This window comes from Shimwellia blattae DSM 4481 = NBRC 105725, assembly GCF_000262305.1.
GTDB lineage: Bacteria > Pseudomonadota > Gammaproteobacteria > Enterobacterales > Enterobacteriaceae > Shimwellia > Shimwellia blattae.
This window is the reverse complement of record NC_017910.1, coordinates 2,308,067-2,330,950: the sequence shown is the minus strand read 5'-3', so window position 1 is coordinate 2,330,950 and position 22,884 is coordinate 2,308,067. Positions and strand designations below refer to the sequence as shown.

At 59.0% G+C, this 22,884-nt stretch carries 22 protein-coding genes; 9 read left to right on the top strand and 13 right to left on the bottom strand.

Annotated elements, in window-relative coordinates; all coding sequences use genetic code 11:
- Positions 1-39: 39 nt before the first annotated feature.
- The 10 genes from dtpA to ydgT all read right to left on the bottom strand — a co-directional run bounded on the left by dtpA (position 40) and on the right by ydgT (position 9,310).
- Positions 40-1,542 carry a dipeptide/tripeptide permease DtpA gene (gene dtpA, locus EBL_RS10970; protein ID WP_002440402.1) on the bottom strand — a complete coding sequence of 501 codons (1,503 nt, stop codon included), beginning with the start codon at positions 1,540-1,542 and terminating at the stop codon, positions 40-42.
- 566 nt (positions 1,543-2,108) lie between these two features.
- Positions 2,109-2,744 (bottom strand): endonuclease III, encoded by a 636-nt coding sequence (nth, locus tag EBL_RS10965; RefSeq protein WP_002440404.1) that lies wholly within the window; start codon positions 2,742-2,744, stop codon positions 2,109-2,111.
- Positions 2,741-3,433 carry an electron transport complex subunit E gene (locus EBL_RS10960; protein WP_002440405.1) on the bottom strand — a complete coding sequence of 231 codons (693 nt, stop codon included), beginning with the start codon at positions 3,431-3,433 and terminating at the stop codon, positions 2,741-2,743. The genes nth and EBL_RS10960 overlap by 4 nt, the downstream gene beginning before the upstream one ends.
- Entirely contained in the window at positions 3,430-4,059 is a 630-nt protein-coding gene (gene rsxG / locus EBL_RS10955; protein ID WP_002440406.1) for an electron transport complex subunit RsxG, read from the bottom strand. The genes EBL_RS10960 and rsxG overlap by 4 nt, the downstream gene beginning before the upstream one ends.
- 9 nt (positions 4,060-4,068) lie before the next feature.
- Entirely contained in the window at positions 4,069-5,121 is a 1,053-nt protein-coding gene (gene rsxD / locus EBL_RS10950) for an electron transport complex subunit RsxD (protein WP_002440407.1), read from the bottom strand.
- A 3-nt stretch (positions 5,122-5,124) separates the two neighbouring features.
- Positions 5,125-7,323, bottom strand: a complete 2,199-nt coding sequence (gene rsxC, locus EBL_RS10945) for an electron transport complex subunit RsxC (RefSeq protein WP_002440409.1) — start codon at positions 7,321-7,323, stop codon at positions 5,125-5,127.
- Positions 7,316-7,894, bottom strand: coding sequence for an electron transport complex subunit RsxB (gene rsxB / locus EBL_RS10940; protein WP_002440410.1), 579 nt, complete (start codon positions 7,892-7,894; stop codon positions 7,316-7,318). The genes rsxC and rsxB overlap by 8 nt, the downstream gene beginning before the upstream one ends.
- The gene (gene rsxA, locus EBL_RS10935) at positions 7,894-8,475 is read right to left on the bottom strand and encodes an electron transport complex subunit RsxA (protein ID WP_002440412.1); all 582 of its coding nucleotides are present in this window, start codon (positions 8,473-8,475) and stop codon (positions 7,894-7,896) included. The genes rsxB and rsxA overlap by 1 nt, the downstream gene beginning before the upstream one ends.
- Before the next feature lie 77 nt (positions 8,476-8,552).
- Positions 8,553-8,993: a DUF2569 domain-containing protein gene (locus tag EBL_RS10930; RefSeq protein WP_002440414.1), complete on the bottom strand. Its 441-nt coding sequence runs from the start codon at positions 8,991-8,993 to the stop codon at positions 8,553-8,555.
- A 101-nt stretch (positions 8,994-9,094) separates the two neighbouring features.
- Complete coding sequence (gene ydgT / locus EBL_RS10925) at positions 9,095-9,310, bottom strand: transcription modulator YdgT (protein WP_002440415.1); 216 nt, start codon at positions 9,308-9,310, stop codon at positions 9,095-9,097.
- A 487-nt stretch (positions 9,311-9,797) separates the two neighbouring features.
- Here ydgT and EBL_RS10920 point away from each other — a divergent pair, with 487 nt between their 5' ends.
- A complete protein-coding gene (locus tag EBL_RS10920) occupies positions 9,798-10,838 on the top strand; it encodes an oxidoreductase (protein ID WP_002440417.1) in 1,041 nt (346 codons plus the stop codon).
- A 25-nt stretch (positions 10,839-10,863) separates the two neighbouring features.
- Here the strand turns inward: EBL_RS10920 and add are convergent, their stop codons facing one another.
- The 3 genes from add to malX form a co-directional block, all read right to left on the bottom strand.
- Positions 10,864-11,880 (bottom strand): adenosine deaminase, encoded by a 1,017-nt coding sequence (gene add, locus EBL_RS10915; RefSeq protein WP_002440418.1) that lies wholly within the window; start codon positions 11,878-11,880, stop codon positions 10,864-10,866.
- Positions 11,881-11,955: 75 nt separating this feature from the next.
- A complete protein-coding gene (locus tag EBL_RS10910; RefSeq protein ID WP_002440419.1) occupies positions 11,956-13,143 on the bottom strand; it encodes a MalY/PatB family protein in 1,188 nt (395 codons plus the stop codon).
- A 51-nt stretch (positions 13,144-13,194) separates the two neighbouring features.
- Entirely contained in the window at positions 13,195-14,793 is a 1,599-nt protein-coding gene (gene malX / locus EBL_RS10905; protein ID WP_002440421.1) for a maltose/glucose-specific PTS transporter subunit IIBC, read from the bottom strand.
- A 168-nt stretch (positions 14,794-14,961) separates the two neighbouring features.
- On the opposite strand from malX, the gene malI reads away from it, so the two are divergent.
- The 8 genes from malI to EBL_RS10865 all read left to right on the top strand — a co-directional run bounded on the left by malI (position 14,962) and on the right by EBL_RS10865 (position 22,698).
- Positions 14,962-15,993 (top strand): Mal regulon transcriptional regulator MalI, encoded by a 1,032-nt coding sequence (gene malI, locus EBL_RS10900; RefSeq protein ID WP_002440423.1) that lies wholly within the window; start codon positions 14,962-14,964, stop codon positions 15,991-15,993.
- Positions 15,994-16,075: 82 nt separating this feature from the next.
- Positions 16,076-17,122, top strand: coding sequence for a mechanosensitive ion channel family protein (locus EBL_RS10895; RefSeq protein ID WP_002440424.1), 1,047 nt, complete (start codon positions 16,076-16,078; stop codon positions 17,120-17,122).
- 252 nt (positions 17,123-17,374) lie between these two features.
- Positions 17,375-17,740, top strand: a complete 366-nt coding sequence (locus EBL_RS10890; protein ID WP_002440425.1) for a hypothetical protein — start codon at positions 17,375-17,377, stop codon at positions 17,738-17,740.
- Positions 17,731-18,885, top strand: a complete 1,155-nt coding sequence (locus EBL_RS10885; RefSeq protein ID WP_002440426.1) for an alanine racemase — start codon at positions 17,731-17,733, stop codon at positions 18,883-18,885. Before EBL_RS10890 ends, EBL_RS10885 begins: the two co-directional genes overlap by 10 nt.
- 9 nt (positions 18,886-18,894) lie before the next feature.
- Entirely contained in the window at positions 18,895-20,112 is a 1,218-nt protein-coding gene (locus tag EBL_RS10880; RefSeq protein WP_002440427.1) for a phosphopentomutase, read from the top strand.
- A 13-nt stretch (positions 20,113-20,125) separates the two neighbouring features.
- Positions 20,126-21,016: a phosphotriesterase family protein gene (locus EBL_RS10875; protein ID WP_002440428.1), complete on the top strand. Its 891-nt coding sequence runs from the start codon at positions 20,126-20,128 to the stop codon at positions 21,014-21,016.
- A 21-nt stretch (positions 21,017-21,037) separates the two neighbouring features.
- On the top strand, positions 21,038-21,403 hold the full coding sequence (locus EBL_RS10870) for a DUF2620 domain-containing protein (RefSeq protein WP_002440429.1): 366 nt from the start codon (positions 21,038-21,040) through the stop codon (positions 21,401-21,403).
- Positions 21,400-22,698: a YhfT family protein gene (locus EBL_RS10865; RefSeq protein WP_002440430.1), complete on the top strand. Its 1,299-nt coding sequence runs from the start codon at positions 21,400-21,402 to the stop codon at positions 22,696-22,698. Before EBL_RS10870 ends, EBL_RS10865 begins: the two co-directional genes overlap by 4 nt.
- Positions 22,699-22,884: the final 186 nt, after the last annotated feature.

Here is a 22,884-nt window from a genome sequence, read left to right as displayed (position 1 = left end):
CCCGGGGGCAGGTTTTCAGCAACCGCAGTGATACGGGGATCAGGCGGCTGTTTTTTCTGCTTTTTTAGCCGTGGAGTCATCCATGGTCATGCGGTTAAGCAGCGGGGCGGTGAGCATCATCAGGATAGCTATCACACCGGTCACAATACCAATCTGCTTAAAGACGTGGCCGTAGACTTCCAGGGAGATTAACGGGTCGGTGACGTTTTCCGGCACTGCCATCATATTCGCCACGCGACCGGCAATCAGCGCCGCACCGGCAGTGGTCAGGAACCAGCTCCCCATAATAAAGCCCATCAGACGCTGAGGCACCAGCTGCGCGACCATCGCGAGGCCCAGACCGGAGATCATCAGCTCACCAATACTCTGCAGGGCATAGCTCAGAATCAGCCAGTTAACGGAGACGATACCCGCATCGCTGGCAAATTTGGCCCCCAGGGGCAGCACCAGGAAGGCGCCGGAGCACAGGATCATCCCGATGGCGAATTTATGCGGCATCGGCAGGCGGTCACCCATCTTGTTGTAGATAGCCGCCAGAATCGGGCTGCCTATCATTATCCAGAACGGGTTCAGGGCCTGGTACTGCTCCGGCTCAAAGGCGATACCGAGCAGGGAGTGCTCTACGTTACGGATAGCAAAGAAGTTCAGAGAGGTCGGCATCTGGCTGTACAGCACGAAGAACACCACGGCTTCCAGCATCAGAATAAAGGCGACAATCATCTTACGGCGTGCGGCACCCTGCATAGCGAAGGCTTCTTTGGCGAAGATAATCACGATACCCAGTGCGATAACGCCCAGCGCCATACGCGCGATGCTCTGGTTATGCAGCAGCCAGGTGGCAATACCCACCAGCACCACGACCCCGACCAGGGTCGCCAGCAGCTTGCCCAGATGCACCGGCTCGAAGTCCGGGCGGGAGCCGTAGTCTTTCACCCATCTGCGGCAGAACATAAAGTTCACCAGGGTCAGCAGCATGCCCACGACGCTCAGCGCGAAGGCCACGCTCCAGCCGAAGTGTGCGGCCAGCCACGGGGTAGCCAGCATAGAGAAGAAAGAACCGATGTTGATGGCCATGTAATACATGGTGAATGCGCCATCAAGACGCGGATCGTCTTTCTCATAGCAGGTAGAAAGCAGGGAAGACGGGTTGGCTTTAAACAGACCGTTACCCACGGCGATGGTCGCCATCCCCACATAGACAATAGCCGCATCGTGACCGGACCACGCCACCAGCGCATAACCAATGGCCAGCACAATGGAGCCTAAGACGATAACGCGTTTGGTCCCCAGCACTTTGTCGCCCAGCCAGCCGCCGATAGCAACCAGGCCGTAGACCATAGCACTGAAGGAAGAGAACAGGGTGATGGAGTCGGCTTCGGACATACCCAGCATTTTGACCAGGTAAACGGCCATAATGCCCTGCAGGCCGTAGAAACCAAAACGTTCCCACAACTCAATAGAAAAAATGAGATAGAACGATCTCGGTTGTTTGAAAGCGTTCATACTTACGCTTTCTGCTGGTTTTTTGTTTGCTGTCGACACATGAACCTCTTTTTTTGCGCCGCATGATATGCGGGCGTCGTGCAGTGTGTTGCCTCTGGCAGTCACTTTCTAGTTATAAGAAGGGTGAAACGGTCAGTAATCTTCCTCATCCTGAGACTTCCTGCAATACTTTTGAAATAATCTGTTACATATAAACCATTCAATATAATTAACCAAAAAGGCAAATGTTATTCAGCGTTAAATTTTATAAGCGAAGCGATTGGCAAATTTTTATCTCAGGGCTGGCGATTTATTACAGTAAATAGTGATATATGCTGCTGGTTTGCTCTTTACATGGTGAATATCACCATTATTAAGAATGAGAGATGGTTGTATGTTCCATCAGAAACCGATTGCTAATGTCAATAGCATGGGGAAAGGTGCTGAAAAGATACGTAAATTTAACATTCTGTTATCAGTGTGATCTCCATCACGTATCTATGAAAAATTCTCATGATGAAATGTCGATTAATCGGTTTTATTGATATGAGGGAGTGATTCCGGCGCGGCAATAAGGTGAGCAGCCTCCGCTGGCGGGCACCCGGGGCACCCGCGTACCGGGGCGGTCAGATTGGGGTTTTCTCTTTATAATCGCAGAGATCTTCTATCAGGCAGGAGCCACAGCGCGGCTTACGGGCAATGCAGGTATAACGCCCGTGGAGGATAAGCCAGTGGTGGCAGTCCGTTTTAAATTCCGCCGGAACCACTTTGAGGAGCTTCTCCTCAACCTGTTCAACGGTTTTGCCCGGCGCGAAACCGGTGCGGTTACAGACCCGGAAGATATGGGTATCGACGGCGATGGTCGGCCAGCCGAAGGCCGTATTGAGCACCACATTGGCGGTTTTGCGCCCGACACCGGGCAGGGCCTCCAGGGCGGCGCGATCTTCCGGCACCTGGCTGTGGTGCAGCTCGATCAGCATCCGGCAGGTTTTAATCACATTCTCTGCTTTGCTGTTATATAGCCCGATGGTCCGGATATAGGTCTTAAGCCCCTCCACCCCGAGGGCCAGAATGGCCTCTGGCGTGTTGGCTACCGGGTAGAGCTTCGCCGTGGCTTTGTTCACGCTGACATCCGTTGCCTGGGCGGAAAGCATCACCGCAATCAGCAGCTCAAACGGGGTGGTGAACTGTAATTCGGTGGTCGGGTGGGGATTCTCTGCCCGCAGGCGGGTGAGGATCTCCCGGCGTCTGGCGTTGTTCATTGCATACTCTCCGTGTGGGTCGCCGCCGGGGCTTGCTGTGCAGATTTGCGGGTGCGGGCGCGCTCATCAATCAGGTATTTCCCGGCCAGCATCAGCCCCAGGCCGATAAACGCCCCCGGCGGCAGCATCGCCAGCAGGAAGGGGGTATCTGTGTGGAACACCTCAATGCGCAGCACCTTTGCCCAGGAGCCGAGCAGCGCGTCTGCGCCGTCGAACAGGGTACCGTTGCCGAGAATTTCGCGCAGTGATCCCAGCACAAACATGGCGCTGGTGGCCCCAAGGCCGATGGCGAACCCGTCCAGCGCTGAGTGCAGCACGCCGTTTCTGGCGGCAAAGGCCTCCGCCCGCCCGACCACGATACAGTTGGTGACAATCAGCGGAATAAAGATCCCCAGCGCCTGATACAGGCCCAGGGCCAGCGCGTTGATAAGCATCTGCACAACGCTGACGACCGAGGCGATAATCATCACGTAAATCGGGATCCGCACGGCCGGGGGCATCCAGCGGCGCAGGGCGGAGATAGCGCTGTTGGTCAGGGTCAGCACCAGGGTGGTAGCCAGCCCCAGCCCCAGCGCATTGGTGGCGGTGGAGGTGACGGCCAGCAGCGGGCACAGGCCAAGCAGCTGCACCAGCGAGGAGTTGTTCTTCCACAACCCCTGAACGAAAATCTCTTTTACTGTGCTACTCACTGGATCTCTCCTGTGCAGGCAGGTAACTGGTCAAGCTGGCCCGGAAGGTGCCGGGCGAACAGGCCCGCGCGTTTTACCGCGTTCACCACCGCCCGGGGGGTGATGGTGGCACCGGTAAACTGGTCGAATTCGCCGCCGTCTTTTTTCACCGCCCAGCGTTTATCGTCCGGCCCCTGGATATGCTGCCCGGCGAAGTGGCGGATCCAGTCACTGACGCGCAGCTCTATCTTGTCGCCAAGCCCGGGCGTTTCGTGATGTTCGGTGACCCGGACCCCTTGTATCGTCCCCTGAAGATCCGCCCCGATCAGCAACTGAATGGCACCAGAGTAGCCGTCTGGTGCGGTGGCCTCGATGATAACCCCCACCGGCTTATCCTGACGGGTTGCCAGCCAGAGACGGTGCGGGCCGCGGCCCAGCGCCGGATCGCTGACCACCAGGCAGTGCTGGCGGGGGCTGTTGTCGTACAGCGATGCCGGGTACACCTCATTAAACAGCGCCTGCTGCTGGTCGGCGTTCTGGCGGGCAATGGTGCCCTGGGTCAGGGCATTCACCACCGCGGTAAGCCCGGTGGTCAGGGCCGCGAATACCGCCAGGGTGACCCCATGTTTGCGCAGTGTCTGTAACACGCTAACTCCTTAACGGTGACCATACACCCGGGGGCGGGTGTAGTAGTCGATAAGCGGAACGGTAATATTCGCCAGTAACGTGGCAAAGGCGACCCCGTCCGGGTAACCGCCAAAACTGCGAATCAGCCAGACCAGCAACCCGGCCAGGGCGCCAAAAACCAGGCGGCCGCGCGGCGTGGTGGAGGCGGTTACCGGATCGGTAAGAATAAAGAACGCCCCCATCATGGTGGCACCGGAAAACAGCTGCATCAGCGGCGAGAGGAAGCGCTCCGGCGCCAGCTGATACCCCAGCGCCGAGCAGATAAACAGCGTGACCAGAAAGCTGACCGGAATATGCCAGCGGATGGTGCCGGTCAGTAGCAAAAATATCCCGCCCAGCAGCCAGGCAAGGTTAACCCACTGCCAGCCAATCCCCGCCAGCACGCCACCATATATGGTGGACTGGCGCAGTTCGCTGGCCGGATGCCCCGCGTGAAGCCCGGTTTTAAAGGTATCGAGAGGGGTGGCCTGGCTGATACCGTCAATCCCCATTTGCAGGGCGTGAACCCCGGGCGCTGCGGCGCTGTGGCCGGTGAAAATCACCTGTAAGGCGGTGGTGAAATCCGGCGCGCTGGCAGCAATAGACGCCGGTGGCAGCCAGCTGGTCATCTGGACCGGGAAGGAGATCAGTAATACCACATAGCCGATCATCGCCGGGTTGAACGGGTTATGACCCAGCCCGCCATACAGCTGCTTGGCGATGATCACCGCAAACACCGTACCGAGCACCACCATCCACCAGGGGGTCAGGGGCGGGATACTGGCACCGAGTAACAGGCCGGTCAGCAGGGCGGTATTGTCCCCCAGCACGGCGCGCATTTTCTGGCGCCGCAGTCTGACGACCAGGGCTTCCGCCAGCAGGGCGCTGGCCACCGCCAGCACCAGCTGAATGGCGGTTCCCCAGCCAAACATCCACAGGCTGGTGAGCACGGCCGGGATCATGGCCAGGATAACCAGCGTCATGATCCGCGCGGTATGGCGGTGATTATGGGTGAACGGAGAGCTTGCGATTCTGAAAACCATAAATTAGTCCTGGTGCGTATGCTGGGCGGCTTTGCGGGCTTTGGCCCGGGCAATGGCGGCCTCTATAGCGGCTTTGCGCGGATCCACCGTTTCCGCCGGGGCGGGCGCTGCGCTGGCAGGGGATTCCCCGGCTGCGGCGGCCTTGCGGGCTTTGGCCCGGGCAATGGCGGCCTCTACGGCAGCCTTGCGCGGATCCACCGCTTCCGCCGGGGCCGGTTCTGCACTGGCAGGGGATTCCCCGGCTGCGGCGGCTTTGCGGGCTTTGGCCCGGGCGATGGCGGCCTCTACGGCGGCTTTGCGTGGGTCAACCGCTTCCGCCGGGGCGGGTGTTGCACTGGCAGGGGCCTCCCCGGTTGCGGCGGCCTTGCGGGCTTTGGCCCGGGCGATGGCGGCCTCTACAGCCGCTTTGCGCGGATCCACCGCTTCCGCCGGAGCGGGTGCTGCACTGGCAGGGGGCTCCCCGGTTGCGGCGGCCTTGCGGGCTTTGGCCCGGGCGATGGCGGCTTCTACCGCCGCTTTGCGCGGGTCGTCGCCACTGTCACTGGTGGTGGCAGCCACCGGTGCGGTAGCCTGTTTTTCCGCCTGGCGGGCACGGGCCTGGGCCTTGCGGGCCGCCCGGGCGGCAATCGCTGCCTGATTATCCGGCAGCTGACCGGCGATAATCTCGATAGGCTGCGCGGCGCTGGCGGCTTTATCCCGCACCCGGGACAGGGCCGCCTGAATCGCCTGGCTATCCCGGGCGTCAGGCTGGACAGCCGCCTGCTGGTGGCGCGCCATCCGGGCGGCTTTTTCCCGCTCCAGGCGCTGCTGGCGGGCTTCAAAGCGCTGTTTCGCCTCCGCATTACGCCGGGCTTCAGCGTCCAGTGCGTAGATCTCTGCTTTTTCCTGGCGGAAATACTGCACCAGCGGGATGCTGCTCGGGCAGACCCAGGCGCAGGCACCGCATTCAATACAGTCATTAATTTGCCAGCTTCGGGCTTTATCGTGCTGGGCGCCTTTACTGAACCAGTAAAGCTGCTGGGGCATCAGATCCGCCGGGCAGGCTTCGGCACAGGCGCTGCAACGGATGCAGGGCTGCTCCGGGGTGGCCGGGCCCATCTCCTGCTCTGAAGGGGCCAGCAGGCAGTTGGTTATCTTCACCACCGGCACATCCAGCCAGGGCAGGGTAAAGCCCATCAGTGGCCCGCCCATGATAACCATGCTGTCGTTCTGGCGGGGGACAAACCCGGCGAAATTAAGCAGGTGTCGGACCGGGGTGCCAAGGCGCGCCCAGACATTCCCCGGGCGGGCAACGGCCTCCCCGGTAAGGGTGACCACCCGCTCGGTCAGGGGTTCGCCGTCGATAACCGCGCGTTTTACCGCATAGGCTGTCCCGACGTTTTGCATCAGCACGCCAATATCTGAAGAGCGCCCGCCGTGGGGCACCTGTTTACCGGTGAGGATCCAGGTGAGCTGTTTTGCCCCGCCAGAGGGGTACTTGGTGGGGATCACCCGCAGCCGGATGAGCGGATCGTTACCCAGCACCGCCCGCAGCATGGAGATGGCCTGGGGTTTATTGTCCTCAATACCGATCAGCACCTGGCGCGGTTGCAGGATATGGGCCAGGATGCGCACCCCGTCGATCACCTGAGCGGCACACTCCTGCATCAGGCGATCGTCGGCGGTGATATAGGGCTCACACTCCGCCGCATTGATGATCAGCGTGTCGATTTTATCGCCGCCGCCCGCCAGTTTATTACCGGTGGGGAAGCCCGCTCCGCCAAGGCCCGCAACACCAAACTGGTGGATGCGCTCAATCAGCGCCTCGCGGCTGTACTGCTGGTAACTGGCCCAGCCCTCCCGGGGGATCCAGGTATCTTCGCCATCCGCGTCAATAATCACGCTCAGCTCATTAAGCGCGGAAGGGTGCGCCGTGGGATGGGGGGCAATGGCAACCACGGTCCCGGAGGTCGGGGCATGGATGGGCAGCATTCTTCCCCGGCCACGGGTCAGGGGCTGGCCGCGTAATACGTGGTCACCTGCGCTCACGCACAGCTCGCCCTCTGCGCCCAGGTGCTGTTTCAGGGGCATCACAAAGCGCCCGGCCAGCGGCACCTGGCGCAGTGGTGTGCCGCTGGACTGGGTTTTCATTTCCGGGGGGTGGATCCCCCCGTCAAAATCGCGCAGTTTATCTTTGCGAAAAGCGGAGAATAAATTAAGCATGGTGTTCCACGGGAATATTGCGCACGGGAATGGTGTTCAGATCCCATTTCCAGGTATCAGGTGTTGTCGCCACCGGGTGTAACGTAATGCACTGGGTCGGGCAGGGGGCCACACACAGGTTGCAGCCGGTACACAGCTGCGCCACCACGGTATGCATGGCGCGGGTGGCCCCGACAATCGCATCCACCGGGCAGGCCTGAATGCACTTGGTGCAGCCAATGCAGTTGGCCTCGTCAATGAATGCCAGCATCCGCTCCGGCTCCCGGCTGGCCGCATCGCCGGTAATGGGCTGCGGATCCACATTCATCAGCGCGGCTATTTTTTGCATAACCGCTTCACCGCCCGGCGCACAGCAGTTAATTTTCTCGCCGTTATTGGCGATAGCTTCCGCATAGGGGCGGCAGCCCGGGTAGCCACACTGGCCGCACTGGCTCTGGGGCAGCAGGTCATCAATTTTTTCCACGATGGGATCGTCGGCCACGGCAAACCGGCGCGAGGCATAGCCCAGCACCAGACCAAAAATCAGCCCCAGAACCGTCAGTACCCCTACCGCGATGACAATCATATTCATCAGAGTTTCACCAGCCCGCTAAAGCCCATAAACGCCAGCGACATCAGCCCTGCGGTGATCAGCGCGATGGCATTGCCTTTAAATGGCGCCGGTACATCGGCCACGGCCAGACGCTCGCGGATCGCGGCAAACAGCACCATCACCAGGGAGAACCCCAGCGCCGCAGAAAAACCGTACAGGGCAGACTGTAAAAAGTTGTGCTGTAAATTGATACTCAGCAGGGCCACCCCGAGCACGGCACAGTTGGTGGTGATAAGCGGCAAAAAGATCCCCAGCAGGCGGTAGAGCGCCGGGCTGGTTTTACGCACCACCATCTCGGTGAACTGCACCACCACTGCAATCACCAGAATAAACGCCATGGTGCGCAGATAGGTCAGTGCCAGCGGTTCGAGAATAAAGCGGTTGATAAGCCAGGAGCTGATGCTGGCAAGGGTCATCACGAAGGTGGTGGCCATCCCCATTCCGATGGCGGTCTCCAGCTTTTTGGACACCCCCATAAACGGGCACAAACCGAGAAACTTCACCAGGACAAAGTTATTGACCAGCACGGTCCCGACAAAGAGCAGCAAATAATCAGTCATTTTTCGACCTGAAACAAAAATAGCCGCCTATTATCGGACAATCCCGGCCTGGCGACAACGGAGTATCTGTATGGGTATTAATCGTTGGTGAACGTCTGCTTTACGCGCGCTGAGTGGCGAAAGTAGGGGGCCAGAACGGCCGCAGCCAGCAACGGGAACAGCAACTGGCGCACGGCAAGCTCGTCAGTGACCGGTGCGAAAGCAAAAGATTTCACCGCCAGTAATACCGTAATCAGTAACCAGATAATGTAGTGGCGTGGCACCGTCCGGCGGCGCTTAAAGAAGGCGACCGTAAGCCACAGGGTGTACCCCCACATTGCATACGCACAGGCCAGTGACAGATACCAGAGCATCACCTGACCGGCAGGCTGGTCAGCCAGAAGCTGATGGCTGTGGGCGCTGAACAGGGCGCGGGTATAGAAGATATTAATCAGCGTTGTACTGATTAAGGTCATCAGTAACCAGGCCAGCGGTGCCAGCAGCCAGCCGCCAATACGCGCTGGTGATGTTGTGGACATTGTGCCTCCGGGATTGCGGGCAAACAGCGGGAATCCCCCCCAATACGTGAGGGCATGGATTATAAGGATTTTCCCGGGAATTGCTACCCGATACAGAAGGGCTACTGCACAAAGCGCCAAATGGTTTTGGGCACCTGGCCGGGATCAAACAGCTTCCCGCCGGAGACCAGCTCCGCCCGGCGATGATCTGCCGCCCGGTACATATTAATGATCTCTGCGCTGTCTGTCAGGGAGTAATTAAGATGATCAAATAATTTTTCAAGGCTTTCGAGGTTATTTATTTTGCGAAATTTTAATATATAGTCCAGCACGGTCATAAGCAAAATCCTGGGGTAAAGAGTAAAAATCAGAATGGGCAGCGGCCCGTTATTCTTGTGAGTAGTTATCAGACGGCGCGGCCCGCGCCAGCCGTGGCCCGTTGCGTGTTGGTTATTAATCAAATGGCTCTCTGCGGGGCATTACTGACCACGGCATCATACAATAACGGGGCTTAAAATAAAAAGGCACAGGCGCTAATACATTTAGCGGAATGAGCAAATTGTGACATGGGTAACTTTAATGCGTCGGCAGTTAATTTTCCGCACCGGATATTTCCCGTGGCGTGAGTGTTACCAGGATTATTAATAAGGCAGGCTAATCTGAGTTAATTAATAACCCGGTATTCGCGCACTCATGCTCGGGGACAATATGCCGCACCGCCGCTGCGGTGTTATCCGCCGGTGGTGATTGATAATGTGCGTCGGGGGTTGTGAGCCGCGCGTTAATGAGGTGAAATGCAAAAGACTGTCGCACAGAGGGTAATTGATGATGGATAGTATTCACGTTGGACTGGTGGGCTACGGCTATGCCAGCAAAACATTTCATGCGCCGCTGATCTCCGGCACGCCGGGCCTGCAACTGACGGCTGTTTCCAGCAGCAATGGGGCGAAAGTGGCCGCAGACTGGCCAGATGTGCCGGTCGTAAACAGCCCGGAGGCGTTATTTAACGATCCGGATATTGACCTGATTGTGATTCCCACCCCGAACGATACCCACTTCCCGCTGGCAAAAGCGGCCCTGCTGGCCGGGAAAAACGTGGTGGTAGATAAGCCCTTTACCGTCACCCTGGAAGAGGCCCGGGAGCTGGAAGCGCTGGCGCAGCGGGAAGGGTTACTGCTTAGTGTATTCCATAACCGCCGCTGGGACAGCGACTATCTGACGGTAAAAAACCTGCTCAAAGAAGGGGAACTGGGCGAGGTGGTCTATTTCGAATCGCACTTTGACCGCTTTCGCCCGCAGGTGCGTGATCGCTGGCGGGAGCAGGCCGGGCCGGGCACCGGGATCTGGTACGATCTCGGGCCGCATCTTCTGGATCAGGCGTTGCAGTTATTTGGCCTGCCGGAGGCGATCAGCGTTGATCTCGCCCAGCTCCGCCCGGGGGCCAGCACCACGGATTATTTCCACGCCCAGCTGAGCTACCCGGGGCGGCGGGTTATCCTGCACAGCACCATGCTGGCGGCGGCGGAATCCGCGCGCTTTATTATTCACGGCACCCGGGGAAGCTATGTGAAATTTGGCCTCGACCCGCAGGAAGACCGGCTTAAAGCCGGGGACCGCCTGCCCCAGGAAGACTGGGGCTACGATATGCGCGACGGTGTGGTCACCACCGAAATTAAAGACGGGCTGGATGAAAAAACGCTGCTCACCATCCCGGGCAACTACCCGGCGTATTATGCGGCAATCCGCGATGCGATAAACGGCGACGGTGAAAACCCGGTGCCCGCCTCACAGGCGATCGCGGTCATGGAGCTTATCGAACTGGGGATCACCTCCGCCCGGGAAGGGCGGCGCCTGCCGGTGGCATAAACCCCATGCCCCCGGCCGGGGGCACTCAGGCGGTCTGGTCCTGGTTGCGGGCGACCCTGTCGCGGATGGCCTGTTTTTCCGCCGGGGTCAGAAACGCCATCTCCAGGCCGTTTATCTGTGCCTGGCGAATATGGGCCGGGCTCAGCCCCGCCTGCGGGGCGGCGACCTGATATTCGTGGATGATATCAACCCCCTGGACTGCCGGATCGTCGGAGTTCAGCGTGGCGGGTACGCCGTGGTCAAGGAATGTCCGCAGCGGGTGCTGGTGCAGCCCGGCGACGGTGCTGGTCTGAATGTTGGATGTCAGGCAGGATTCAATCCCAATCTTCTCCCGGGCGAGATAGTCCATCAGTGCCGGATCGTCGGTGGCTCTCACCCCGTGGCCGATACGCTCAGCCCCCAGCTGGCGGATAGCCTGCCAGATACTCTCCGGGCCTGCGGCTTCGCCCGCATGGACGGTAATATGCCACCCGGCATCGCGTGCGGTGCGGAAATGGTCCCGGAAAAGCTCACCGGGGAAGCCCCGCTCATCACCGGCCAGATCCAGTGCGATAATGTTCTCCCGCCGGGTCAGCAGGGCATTAAGCTCCGCCTGGCAGGCGGCCTCACCAAAGGTGCGGCTCATAATACCTATCAGTTGGGCCTGCACGCCATACTGCCGGCAACCGGCGCACACGCCGTCGATCACCGCTTCCACCACCCCGGCCAGGGGCAGATTATGGTTCATGGCCATGTAGCCGGGCGAAAAGCGCAGCTCCACATAGTGCAGCCCCTGGCGCGCTGCGTCTTCGACATTTTCGAAAGCGACCCGGCGGCAGGCCTCCAGTGAGGCCAGGACCTTCACCCCCCAGTCGAGCTTGGTCAGGAAGCTCACCAGATCAGGCTCGTTGCTGGTGACCTGCACATGGGGAAGGAGGGTTTCCGGGGTATTTCCGGGCAGGGCAATATTGTACTGCTGCCCCAGCTCAAGGATGGTCCGGGCGCGGATATTGCCATCAAGGTGGCGATGTAAATCAGTCAGGGGAAGGGTGTTATCAATCATGGCCGCACTCGTCTTTTACGTAAAGTGCGGCGCATTATACGATATTACCGGAACCTTTTGAAAGCGAGCCGGAAATCAGCCCTGCGGGTTACGCAGGGTATGAATGGCGGCGATCAGCCGTTTAACGCCATCCTCCACTTTGCTGCGCGGGCAGCCCACGTTCAGGCGCAGAAAGCCCCGGCCCTCTTCCCCGTAGGTGTAGCCGGGCATAATGGCGACTTTCTGTTCGTGAATCAGAACATGCTGGAGCTTATGGTCGTCAAGGCCCAGCGGGCGCAGATCCAGCCAGGCCAGATAGGTAGACTGGGGCGGCTGGCAACCAAGCCCGGGGAAGGCGGCGTTCAGCGTGTCGGTCACGTAGCGCAAATTCGCCTGTAGATAGTCCCGCAGGCTGTCGAGCCAGGGGGCACCCTCGCGGTAGGCGGCAATATGGGCCACAACCGAGAGGATCGCCGGGGAGGAGAGCCCGTCCTGGTTTTTCAGCGCCTCCAGATACTGCTGGCGCTGCCCGGCGTCGCTTATCAGCCCCCAGGCACCGGTCAGGGCCGGGACATTAAAACTCTTCGATGCGGAGCTGAGTAATGCCCAGCAGCCCTGGCCCACCTCACTCCAGGGGGTGTGGCGGTGATTATCCCAGACCATATCCATGTGGATCTCATCGCTGATAACCCGTACCTGGTGGCGGGCACAGAGCGCGGCCATGGTGGCCAGTTCTTCTTTGCTCCACACCTTGCCGGTGGGGTTTTGCGGGCTGCACAGCAGCATCAGCGTACACGTCGGGCGGGCCAGTTTGGCCTCCAGTGCCGCCATATCACACTGCCACTGGCCGTCTGGCTGGCGCTCCAGGGGCTGGCTGAGCACCGCGCGCTGATTCCCGGTGATGGTTTTATAAAACGCATCATAAGCGGGGGTGTGCACCAGAACCTCATCCCCGGGGCGGGTCCACTGGCGGATCAGCGTGGCGACCATATAAATCACCGACGGGCCGTACACCACACGCTGTGGCGAGACCCGGCAGCCAAAACGGCTGGCGTACCAGTGCGCTATCGCGCCGGTGAAGGCGTCGTTTTGCCAGCGGCTGTAACCCAGCACCCCGTGAGACAGGCGCTGATGAAGGGCGCTGAGTACGCAGGGGGCGGTGGGGAAATCCATATCAGAGATGGTAAACGGCAGCAGATCGTCTGCGCCGAACCGGTCGGCAACATAGTCCCACTGGGTGCACCAGGTTCCGTGACGGTCAACAGGTTGGGAGAAATCGAACATAATACCTCGGCAAACAGGTTTGCCGCCCGCCAGAGGCCGGGCGGCGGATAATCAGGCTTCAACAGTATTCATCAGTGTGGTCATTTCATCTTTTACCGACTGCACCTGGGGGCCAATAACCACCTGCAGGTTGTGCTGGTTAAGCTGCACCACACCGATGGCGCGCAGTGACTTCAGGGCGTTACTGTCTACCAGGGCCATATCTTTGACCGACAGGCGCAGGCGGGTAATGCAGTTATCCAGGCTGATGATATTCTCCGCACCGCCCAGCGCCGCCAGCATAGCCGGTACGTTATAGCCGGATTTGCTGCCGCCGGTGGCCTGGCGCAGGCTGTTTTCAACACTTGCCGGTGCATCTGTATCGCGGCCCGGGGTTTTGATGTTAAAGCGGGTGATGGCAAAGCGGAAGACACCGTAATAGACCACGAACCAGACGGCGGCCACCACCGGCACCAGATACCATTTGGTGGACAGGCCGTGCAGAATGCCGAATACCACGAAGTCGATAATATTGCCGTCCGTATTCCCGATGGTAACGCCAAGCACCGCCATCAGGGTGAAGCCAAGGCCGGTCATCAGCGCGTGGATGACATACAGCACCGGGGCCACAAACAGGAACAGGAATTCCAGCGGCTCAGTCGTACCGCCGACAATGCAGGCGATCACGCCGGAAATCAGCAGCCCTTTAATTTTATGGCGATTTTCCGGCCGGGCACAGTGATACATCGCCAGCGCCGCCCCGGGCAGGCCGCCGAGGAAGGCGGGCATCTTACCCTGAGAGAGGAAGCGGGTGGCGCTTTCGGCAAACCCGTGAGTGGTCGGGCAGCTGAGCTGCGCCTGGAAAATGGTCAGCGCACCGCTGACCTGGTGGCCGCAGACATCAAGGGTGCCCCCGGCTTCGGTAAAGCGGATCAGCGCGACCAGAATATGGTGCAGACCAAAGGGCAGTAACAGCCGCTCGCCGGTGCCGAAAATCATCGGGCCGAAATCACCGGCGCTGTTAATCACGTGGCCCAGGCCGTTAATCCCGGCGGCGAATACCGGCCAGATCAGCGGGATCACCAGGCCAAAAACCCCCAGTACCAGGCTGGTAATAATCGGCACAAAGCGGGTGCCGCCAAAGAACGCCAGCGCGTCCGGCAGGCGGATATTGTGGAAGCGCTCGTGCAGCACGAACACAATAATGCCGACAATCACCGCCCCGAGGATCCCGGTATCAATTGACTGAATGCCGAGGATGTTCTGGATGTTATTGGCCTTAAGGATGGCGGCATCGGTCGTGGGCAGAATGCCTTTTGCCGTCAGCCAGAAGTTGACTGCCAGGTTCATCACCGCGTAGCCCACAAAACCGGCAAAGGCGGCAACGCCTTTGTTTTCACGGGCCAGCCCCAGCGGAATGGCGATACAGAACATAATCGGCAGGAAGCTGAAGGCGAACGAGCCGATTTTACTCATCCATGTGAACAGCAGTTGCAGCACCGGGTTGCCCAGCGCCGGAAGCAGGGTGACAACATCGTGGCTGCTCAGCGAGCTGCCGATCCCCATCATAATGCCGCAGAAGGAGAGCAGGGCAACCGGCAGCATAAATGTTTTGCCAAGGTTCTGAAAAAACTCCCAAAGGGTGATTTTTTGTGTTGTATTAGCCGCCATCAACGACTCCTGGTGGTTGGGTTAACGAGTTTGATAAAATCAGGATAAAACGTTTTACCTGTTTTTATTGCTGAATCGATCACAGATCTTAAGCAGATAAACGGGCCTCATACGGATATATGAATAAAACGTTTTACCCGGGATGTAACGGCAGAGACAGGAACACTGATGGCGGCAGATAAAAAAATTACCATTACTGATGTGGCAGCAGCGGCGGGCGTTTCCGTCAGCACGGTCTCCCTGGTGCTGAGCGGCAAAGGGCGCATTTCTGCGGCCACCGGGGTGCGGGTAAATGACGCCATTGAAAAACTGGGATTTGTGCGTAACCGCCAGGCGGCGGCGCTGCGCGGCGGGCACAGCGGGGTGATTGGCCTGATTGTGCGCGATCTCAACCACCCGTTTTATGCCCAGCTGACCACCGGGCTGACAGAGGCGCTGGAGTCCCGGGGCTATATGCTGTTCCTGACCCAGAGCGGCCAGCAGGGGCAATATATGATGCGCTGTTTTGACACCCTGCTGGCCCAGGGGGTGGACGGTATTGTGGTGGCCGGGGCGGCAGGCCAGGGGGCGGAGCTGGACCAGACGGCACGCCTGCGCAATGTTCCGCTGGTGTATGCCTCCCGGGCCAGTTATCTGGACGATGTGGACATGATCCGCCCGGACAACACCCAGGCAGCACATATGCTGACCGGGCATCTGATTAGCAAAGGGCACCAGCGGATAGCCTGGCTGGGCGGGCTGAGCTCCTCCCTCACCCGGGCGGAACGGCTGGGCGGCTTTTGCTCTACGCTAATCCAGCACGGGTTACCGTTTCACCCGGAGTGGATAATCGAATGCGGCTCCAGCCAGTGCCAGGCCTCAGAGGCCATGATTAATCTGCTGCACCATAATCCCACCATTTCTGCTGTGGTCTGCCATAACAGCACGGTGGCGGCGGGGGCATGGTTTGGCCTGCTGCGCGCCGGGCGCCACAGCGGTGAAAGGGGGCTTAACAGCCTGTATGAACAGCAAATCGCCCTGGCGGGCTTTGCCGAAGTGCCCGAAGCGGCGCTGGATGATCTTCCCCTGACCTGGGTCACCACCCCGGGGCGCGATGTGGGGCGCATGGCGGCCATGCGCCTGCTACAGCGGGTTGAGGATAATACCCTGGAGCCACGCAGCCACGTCCTGGCCGCGAAGCTGGTTACCCGGAGCGCCTGACCGCCCGGGTGGTGCCGGGCCCGTGGTTGTGGCAAGATCGGCCCCCATCTGGCGTGGTTCGCGTGAGCTAAGGAAGCAAAATATGTTGTGGTTATTTGCCGCCAAAAATATACCGGGATTATTTGTACTGGCCGGGTGTGCCCTGGCCCTGTGCGCCACGGCGCTGATTAAGCGCCGCGATAAGCACTACCGTTACAGCCTGGCACTTCATCTGGCCAGTTTTTTACTCTGGAGTACGCTCATCACCGTGACCGGTGATTACCTGAACAGAGCCAGCGCCGATTTTTCATTACCGTTTATCAGCCCGCCGGTGGTGCGCTTTATTTGCGCCAGCATGATCGCCCTGATGTTATTACGCAAACTGTTTTTGCTGATAGCCATGCTGGAAAAACGGCAAATCAGCCACGGCAGTGATATTACCTCTGCGCGGATCATCTCCCGGATCCTGAAAATCTGCGTGGTGGTGGCGATTATCCTGCTGTATGGCGAACATTTCGGCATGAGCTTTTCCGGGCTGCTGACCTTTGGAGGGATTGGCGGCATCGCGGTGGGCATGGCGAGTAAAGACATTCTGAGCAACTTCTTTGCCGGGATCATGCTCTATTTTGACCGTCCTTTTAATCTGGGCGACTGGATCCGCTCCCCGGATCGTAATATTGAGGGAACGGTGGCGGAAATAGGCTGGCGCTCGACCAAGATCATCACTTTTGATAACCGGCCGCTGTATATTCCGAACTCAGTATTTACCGCCATCAGTGTGGAGAACCCCGGGCGGATGACCCACCGGCGGATTGAAACAGTGCTGACCCTGCGTTATGAAGACAGCGATAAGCTGGCGGCGATTGTGGACGATATTCGCCAAGCACTGCAGCAGGATGCCGGTATTGACCAGAGCCAGACACTGCTGGTCAATTTTAATGGCTTCGGGGACTCTTCGCTGAATATTATGATTTACTGCTTTACCCACACCACCGACTGGGCGCAATGGCTGGATATCCAGCAGCGGGTGTACCTGCGCTGCATTGATATTGTGCACCAGCACGGGGCGGATTTCGCCTTTCCCAGCAGAACGCTGTATCTCGATAAAGGCGATGCCCCGTTACCGGAGAATCATAAAAATACGGTGTGATATTACCGGTAGTCCCTGTCATTATTAACAGATGCCTGAGGGCATCCGTTATATTCCGAATTCATTTTTTTCCCTCCTTGTATATCGACAATTATCCAAATGTTCGCCGGGTGGTTTTATTTGAGATTTCATTTGCAAATCTGCCGCTCAGCACTCGTACAAATTTTGTCGTGCATTACACTCCGGCAGTATTGTTCATAAAAATGAACATTTAAGTTACCCGATAAATAAACGCTGACCAGGAGGGCACCAGTGAAGAATAAGCTGGACACGTTACACGAAGCCGGAGTTATCAATGGGGACATCCATGCCGGAATGCTGCAGGTGATTGCGGCGCTGGAACATCTGCGCGGCACGCCATTGCCCCAGGAACAAGGCTGGATGGCAATAGCCCATCTGGCCAGTGCGCTGATGCGCAGTCTGCGGGGCGAGGTGGTTGCGCCGCTGGATCAGGCGGTTATCGAAGAGCTGGAGGCCAGCGGCGAAATGCCGCGCCTGCGCGCCCTGAATCAGCAGCTTCTGGCCCGTTTCCCGGTGGAACTGCACCCCAATGAAGAAGGCTACCTGCTGGTGAACCTGTATGGCCTGTGCCCCGGGGGAGATAGCGCATGTTCCTGACCGCCCTTGAGCGACAAAACCCGGCCCTGATCGGGGCCGCGCTCAGCCTGCTGCGTCAGGGCAAAATCACCCCGGACAGCTACGTTATTGATGTTGATACGGTGGAATATAACGCCGCGGCGCTGCGGGATCATGCCCGGCAGCACCAGCTTACCCCCTATGTGATGAGCAAACAGTTTGGCCGTAATCCGTGGCTGACCCGGCGCATTATTGACCAGGGCTACAGCGGTGCGGTGGCGGTGGATTTCCACGAGGCGCGCACCCTGGCCGGTGGCGGTGTACCGGTGCAGCATCTCGGCCATCTGGTACAAATTCCCGACAACGCACTGGGCCAGGCGCTGGATTATCACCCCCAGGTGATCACCGTATTCAGCGTGGAGAAGGCCCGGCGCATTAACGCCGTTGCCGGTGAAAAAGGCATTATTCAGCCGCTGCTGCTGAAGATTTACCAGCCCGGGGATGTTATCTACCCCGGGCAGCAGGGGGGCTTTTTGCTCAGTGAGGTGGCCCAGGCCGCCCGGCAAATTGCCGCGCTGCCCCATGTTCGCCTTGCCGGGGTGACCCACTTCCCCTGCCTGCTGGCAACCGGGCAGCCGGGGGAGTACCGCCCGACAGCGAACTTTACCACCCTTGAACAGGGGGCGGCCCTGCTGCGCGAGGCGCAGCACGACCTCTGGCAGATTAATGCCCCGTCGGCCAATTGTTGCAGCGCCATGCCGCTGCTGGCGGCCCGGGGGGTGACCCATATAGAGCCCGGGCACGCCTTTACCGGCACCGTACCGGCTAACAGGGAGGGGGGTGAAGTCGAGCAGGTGGCGATGCTGTATATCAGCGAAATTTCCCACCATGTGGGGGAGAACAGCTACTGCTATGGCGGGGGATTTTACCGCCGCGGCAATGCGCACCAGGCGCTGGTCTTTCATCAGAGTACCCCCACCCGTAGCGCCCTGCACCCGCCGGATCCCGACAGTATCGATTATTACCTGAGCCTTGAGGGGCGCTTCCCGCCGGGCACGCCGGTGGTGATGTGTTTTCGCACCCAGATTTTTGTCACCCGCAGCGATGTGGCGCTGGTCAGCGGTATCCGGCGCGGCGCGGCCCGGCTGGAAGGGGTATACAGCAGCACCGGGTTACCCGTCAGATAAGGAGGCGTCATGAACAAGGTGATTGTGATTGTTATCGACAGTTTTGCCGTGGGGGCGATGGATGATGTGGCCCGGGTGCGCCCGGAAGATCTGGGGGCGAATACCTGCGGCCATATTCTGCGCCGTTGCCCGCAGTTGCGTTTACCGGTGCTGGAGCAGCTCGGGCTTATCAATGCGCTGGGGGAGGTGGTGAATATTATGCGCCCGGCCCCCCGGGCGAATACCGGATGTGCGTTACTGCGCCACGAAGGGGCCGACTCCTTTATGGGCCACCAGGAGATCATGGGCACCGCACCGGCCAGACCGTTGTGTGAGCCCTTCAGCCAGATTCTCCAGCCGCTGGCACAGGCGCTGGTGGCGCGTGGTCACCGGGTAGAGCGTCTGCTGCCGGAAGGGCCCGGGGTGCTGTGGGTCGATGGGGCCGTTGCCGTGGGCGATAACCTGGAGACCGACAGCGGCCTGGTCTACAACGTTACGGCGGATCTCACCCGCATCACTTTTCGCGAGGTGCAGGCGATTGGCGCGGTTGTGCGCGCCGTGGCCCGGGTGGGGCGGGTTATTATATTCGGCGGGGATGGCACCAGCGCCGCGCAGATCCAGGCCGCCGCCGTGCAGCGCGAGGGCAAATATGCCGGTATTGATACCCCGCGCAGCGGGGTGTACCGGCAGGGGTTTCAGGTGGTGCACGCCGGTTATGGGGTTGACCCTTCATGCCAGGTACCTGCCTGCCTCGCCCGGCGGCAGATCCCGGTCTCGCTGGTGGGGAAAGTGGCCGATATTGTGGTAAACCCCGGGGGGGAGAACCTCGGCGGTATTGTGGATACCGGGCACATTATGGATCTGACCGCCGGGGAGATTCGCCGCCCCGGGCCACGGTTTATCTGTACCAATATTCAGGAAACGGATCTTGCCGGGCACGCCCAGGATGTGGACTGGTACGCCGACAGGCTCCAGGTGGTTGACCGCCATCTTGGCCTGTTGCTGGGGCTGCTGGGCCGTGATGATCTGCTGGTGGTGATGGCCGATCACGGAAACGACCCGACCATTGGTCACGCCCGCCATACCCGGGAGCGGGTGCCGTTACTGGTATGGCGTGAAGGCTGCCATGGGGTCAACCTGGGCACCCGCCAGACACTGGCCGATGTGGGGGCCACCGTATGTGATGCCTGGCAGGCACCGCCCCCCCAAAGCGGAACCTCTTTTTTACCGCTGCTCACCATAAAATAACAGGAGCGTCATAATGGCATTATCACCGGCAATTGATCCGGCGGGCTATACCTATGCCCACGAACATCTTTATATTGATTTATCCCCGTTTAAAAATAATGCGGACTGCTGTCTGGATGAATATGAACTATTAAGGGATGAGCTTAATAGTTTAATGGATCGCGGCGTCCGGAATATTATTGAGATGACCAACCGGTATATGGGGCGCAATGTGGATTTTATCGGGCGTTTAATGCTGGAGACGGGCATCAACGTTTTATTTTCCACCGGCTATTACCAGCAGAATTTTTATCCGCCCCACGTGGCGCAGCGTGATGCGCAGACCCTGGCGGCCGAAATGGTCGCCGAAATAGAGACGGGGATCGGGAATAGCGGTATCCGGGCGAGCGTTATCGGGGAGATTGGCAGCAGTGAAGGGAAAATCACCCCGGACGAGGCGAAGATGTTCCACGCGGCGGCCCTTGCCTGGCACCAGACGGGGCGGCCTGTCTCTACCCATACGGGGTTCAGCACCATGGGGCCTGAGCAGCTGGCATTACTGACGGGCTTTGGTGTCTCTCCGGAATCGGTGGTGATAGGCCACTGTGATCTCCGGGACGATCTGGATACCTTGCTGAAAATCATCGACGCGGGGGCCTGGGTGCAGTTTGACACCATTGGCAAAAATAATTACTTCCCGGATGAAAAGCGCGTGCGCCTGCTGAGTGAACTCTCACAGCGGGGGTTATTAAGCCGGGTCATGCTCTCGATGGATATTACCCGTAAATCTCATTTAGCCAAAAATGGCGGGCCGGGTTTTTGTTATTTAACCGACACCTTTGTACCCATGTTGCGGGCGGCGCAGATCAGCCAGCGTGAAATTGACCAGATGTTACGCGATAACCCGGCAACATTTTTCAAATAAATAAAAGAATGAGGACATAAAATGAAAAAGATCGGTATTGCAGGACTCCAGCGGGAAAATATTCGTGACATTATTGAAAAATATGCCCCGGGCGAGTTTGCGCTTTTTATTCTCCGTGATATTGACGCCGCCACCCGGGTTAAAAATGGCCAGCTTGATTACTATATCGGTGCCTGTAATACCGGGGCAGGCGCCGCGTTGTCGATGGCGATTGCCATCATCGGTTTTAACCGCACCTGCACTATCGCAAAACCAGGTATTCAGGCCCGGGCGGAGCAGATAACCGACTGGGTGGGCCAGGGGAAAGTGGCCTTTGGGCTATCCGTTGAGCATGTGGATCATGCGATTCCGTTACTGATAGCGGCGCTACGCCAGGAGGCCGTATGACGGGCTATCTTCCCGTGATGCTGGTGTCACTGCTTACCGGTATAACGGCTCTGTTGTCCCACCGCAGTGCGGCGGTATTTCACGACGGGATCCGCCCCATTTTGCCCCAACTGGTGGAAGGGCGCATGAACCGGCGCGAGGCAGGCAGTATCGCCTTTGGTCTGAGCATCGGTTTTGTGGCGTCGGTGGGGATCTCGTTCACGCTCTCTACCGGGCTGCTTAACAGCTGGCTGCTGTTTCTGCCGACGGACATCATCGGCGTGATGGCGTTCAGCCCGTGGCTGGCACTGGCGCTGGGCATGTTGTGGGGGATTGTGGTGTTTACCAGCCTGGAGCCGGTAAACCAGGTGCTGACCTCACTGCCGGTAGATATTATCGGTGCGCTGGGGGAACTGAGCAACCCGGTAGTCTCGGCTTTTGCTCTGTTTCCGCTGGTGGCGCTGTTTTACCAGTTCGGGCTGAAGCTGGGCCTGCTGGGGTGCGCGGTGGTCCTGATGTCGCGCATTGTGGTGGTGCGTTTTTTCCCGCACCTGTACCCGGAGTCCATTGAGATTTTTACCGGCATGGTGATGCTGCTGGGGACGGCTATCTGGCGGGATCGCAACCGCTCAGGGGAGCAGGAGGGGGACGGCCACTCGGTCTTTGAGGAGCGCTCCCGCAGAATCATCGCGCAGCTGCCGTGGATTGCCACCGTCGGGGCGCTGATTGCTGCGGTTGTCAGCCTGCGTATCTTCGGCGGCAGCGAAGTGTCGATTTACACCCTGGCGAAGGCCTATGCCCCGGGGGTGGATCCGGCTGAAGCCAGTGCACTGGTGCGCCAGGCCGCGCTGGCAGAGTTTATGCGCGCGCTGGGGTTTCTTCCGCTGATTGCCACGACCGCCCTGGCGACCGGGGTATATGCGGTGGCCGGGTTTACCTTTGTTTTTGTTGTCGGGTATTTGTCACCCACGCCGTGGATAGCCGCGCCGCTGGGGGCGTTGGTTATCTCCGCTGAGGTGCTGCTGTTGCGCTATATCGGTAAATGGCTGGGGCGTTACCCCTCAGTGCGGGATGCCTCCGACAATATTCGCAACGCCATGAATATGCTGATGGAGTTTGCGCTGTTAATCGGCTCTGTCTTCGCGGCCATCAAAATGGCGGGTTATACCGGCTTCTCAATTGCCGCAGCGCTCTATTTCCTCAATGAGGCTATCGGGCGGCCGGTGCTGAAAATTGCCGCGCCGGTAGTGGCGGTGATCCTGACCGGGATCGTGCTCAATATCTTATGGCTGGCGGGGTTATTTATCCCGGGCTGAGTTCAGCACCAGGCAGTTCATACAGACAGTTGGCGAGCGCTGACTGTCTGTATTTTTACTGTGCGGTTTTTGTGAATCATAAAAAACCTAAATACCCACCGCTGCATTTTCTTTGTGATAACTGCGGCAATTTACCGGTTTACTGATCGCGGTAGGGCTCTGGCATCGTAAACTCCGCTAATGATT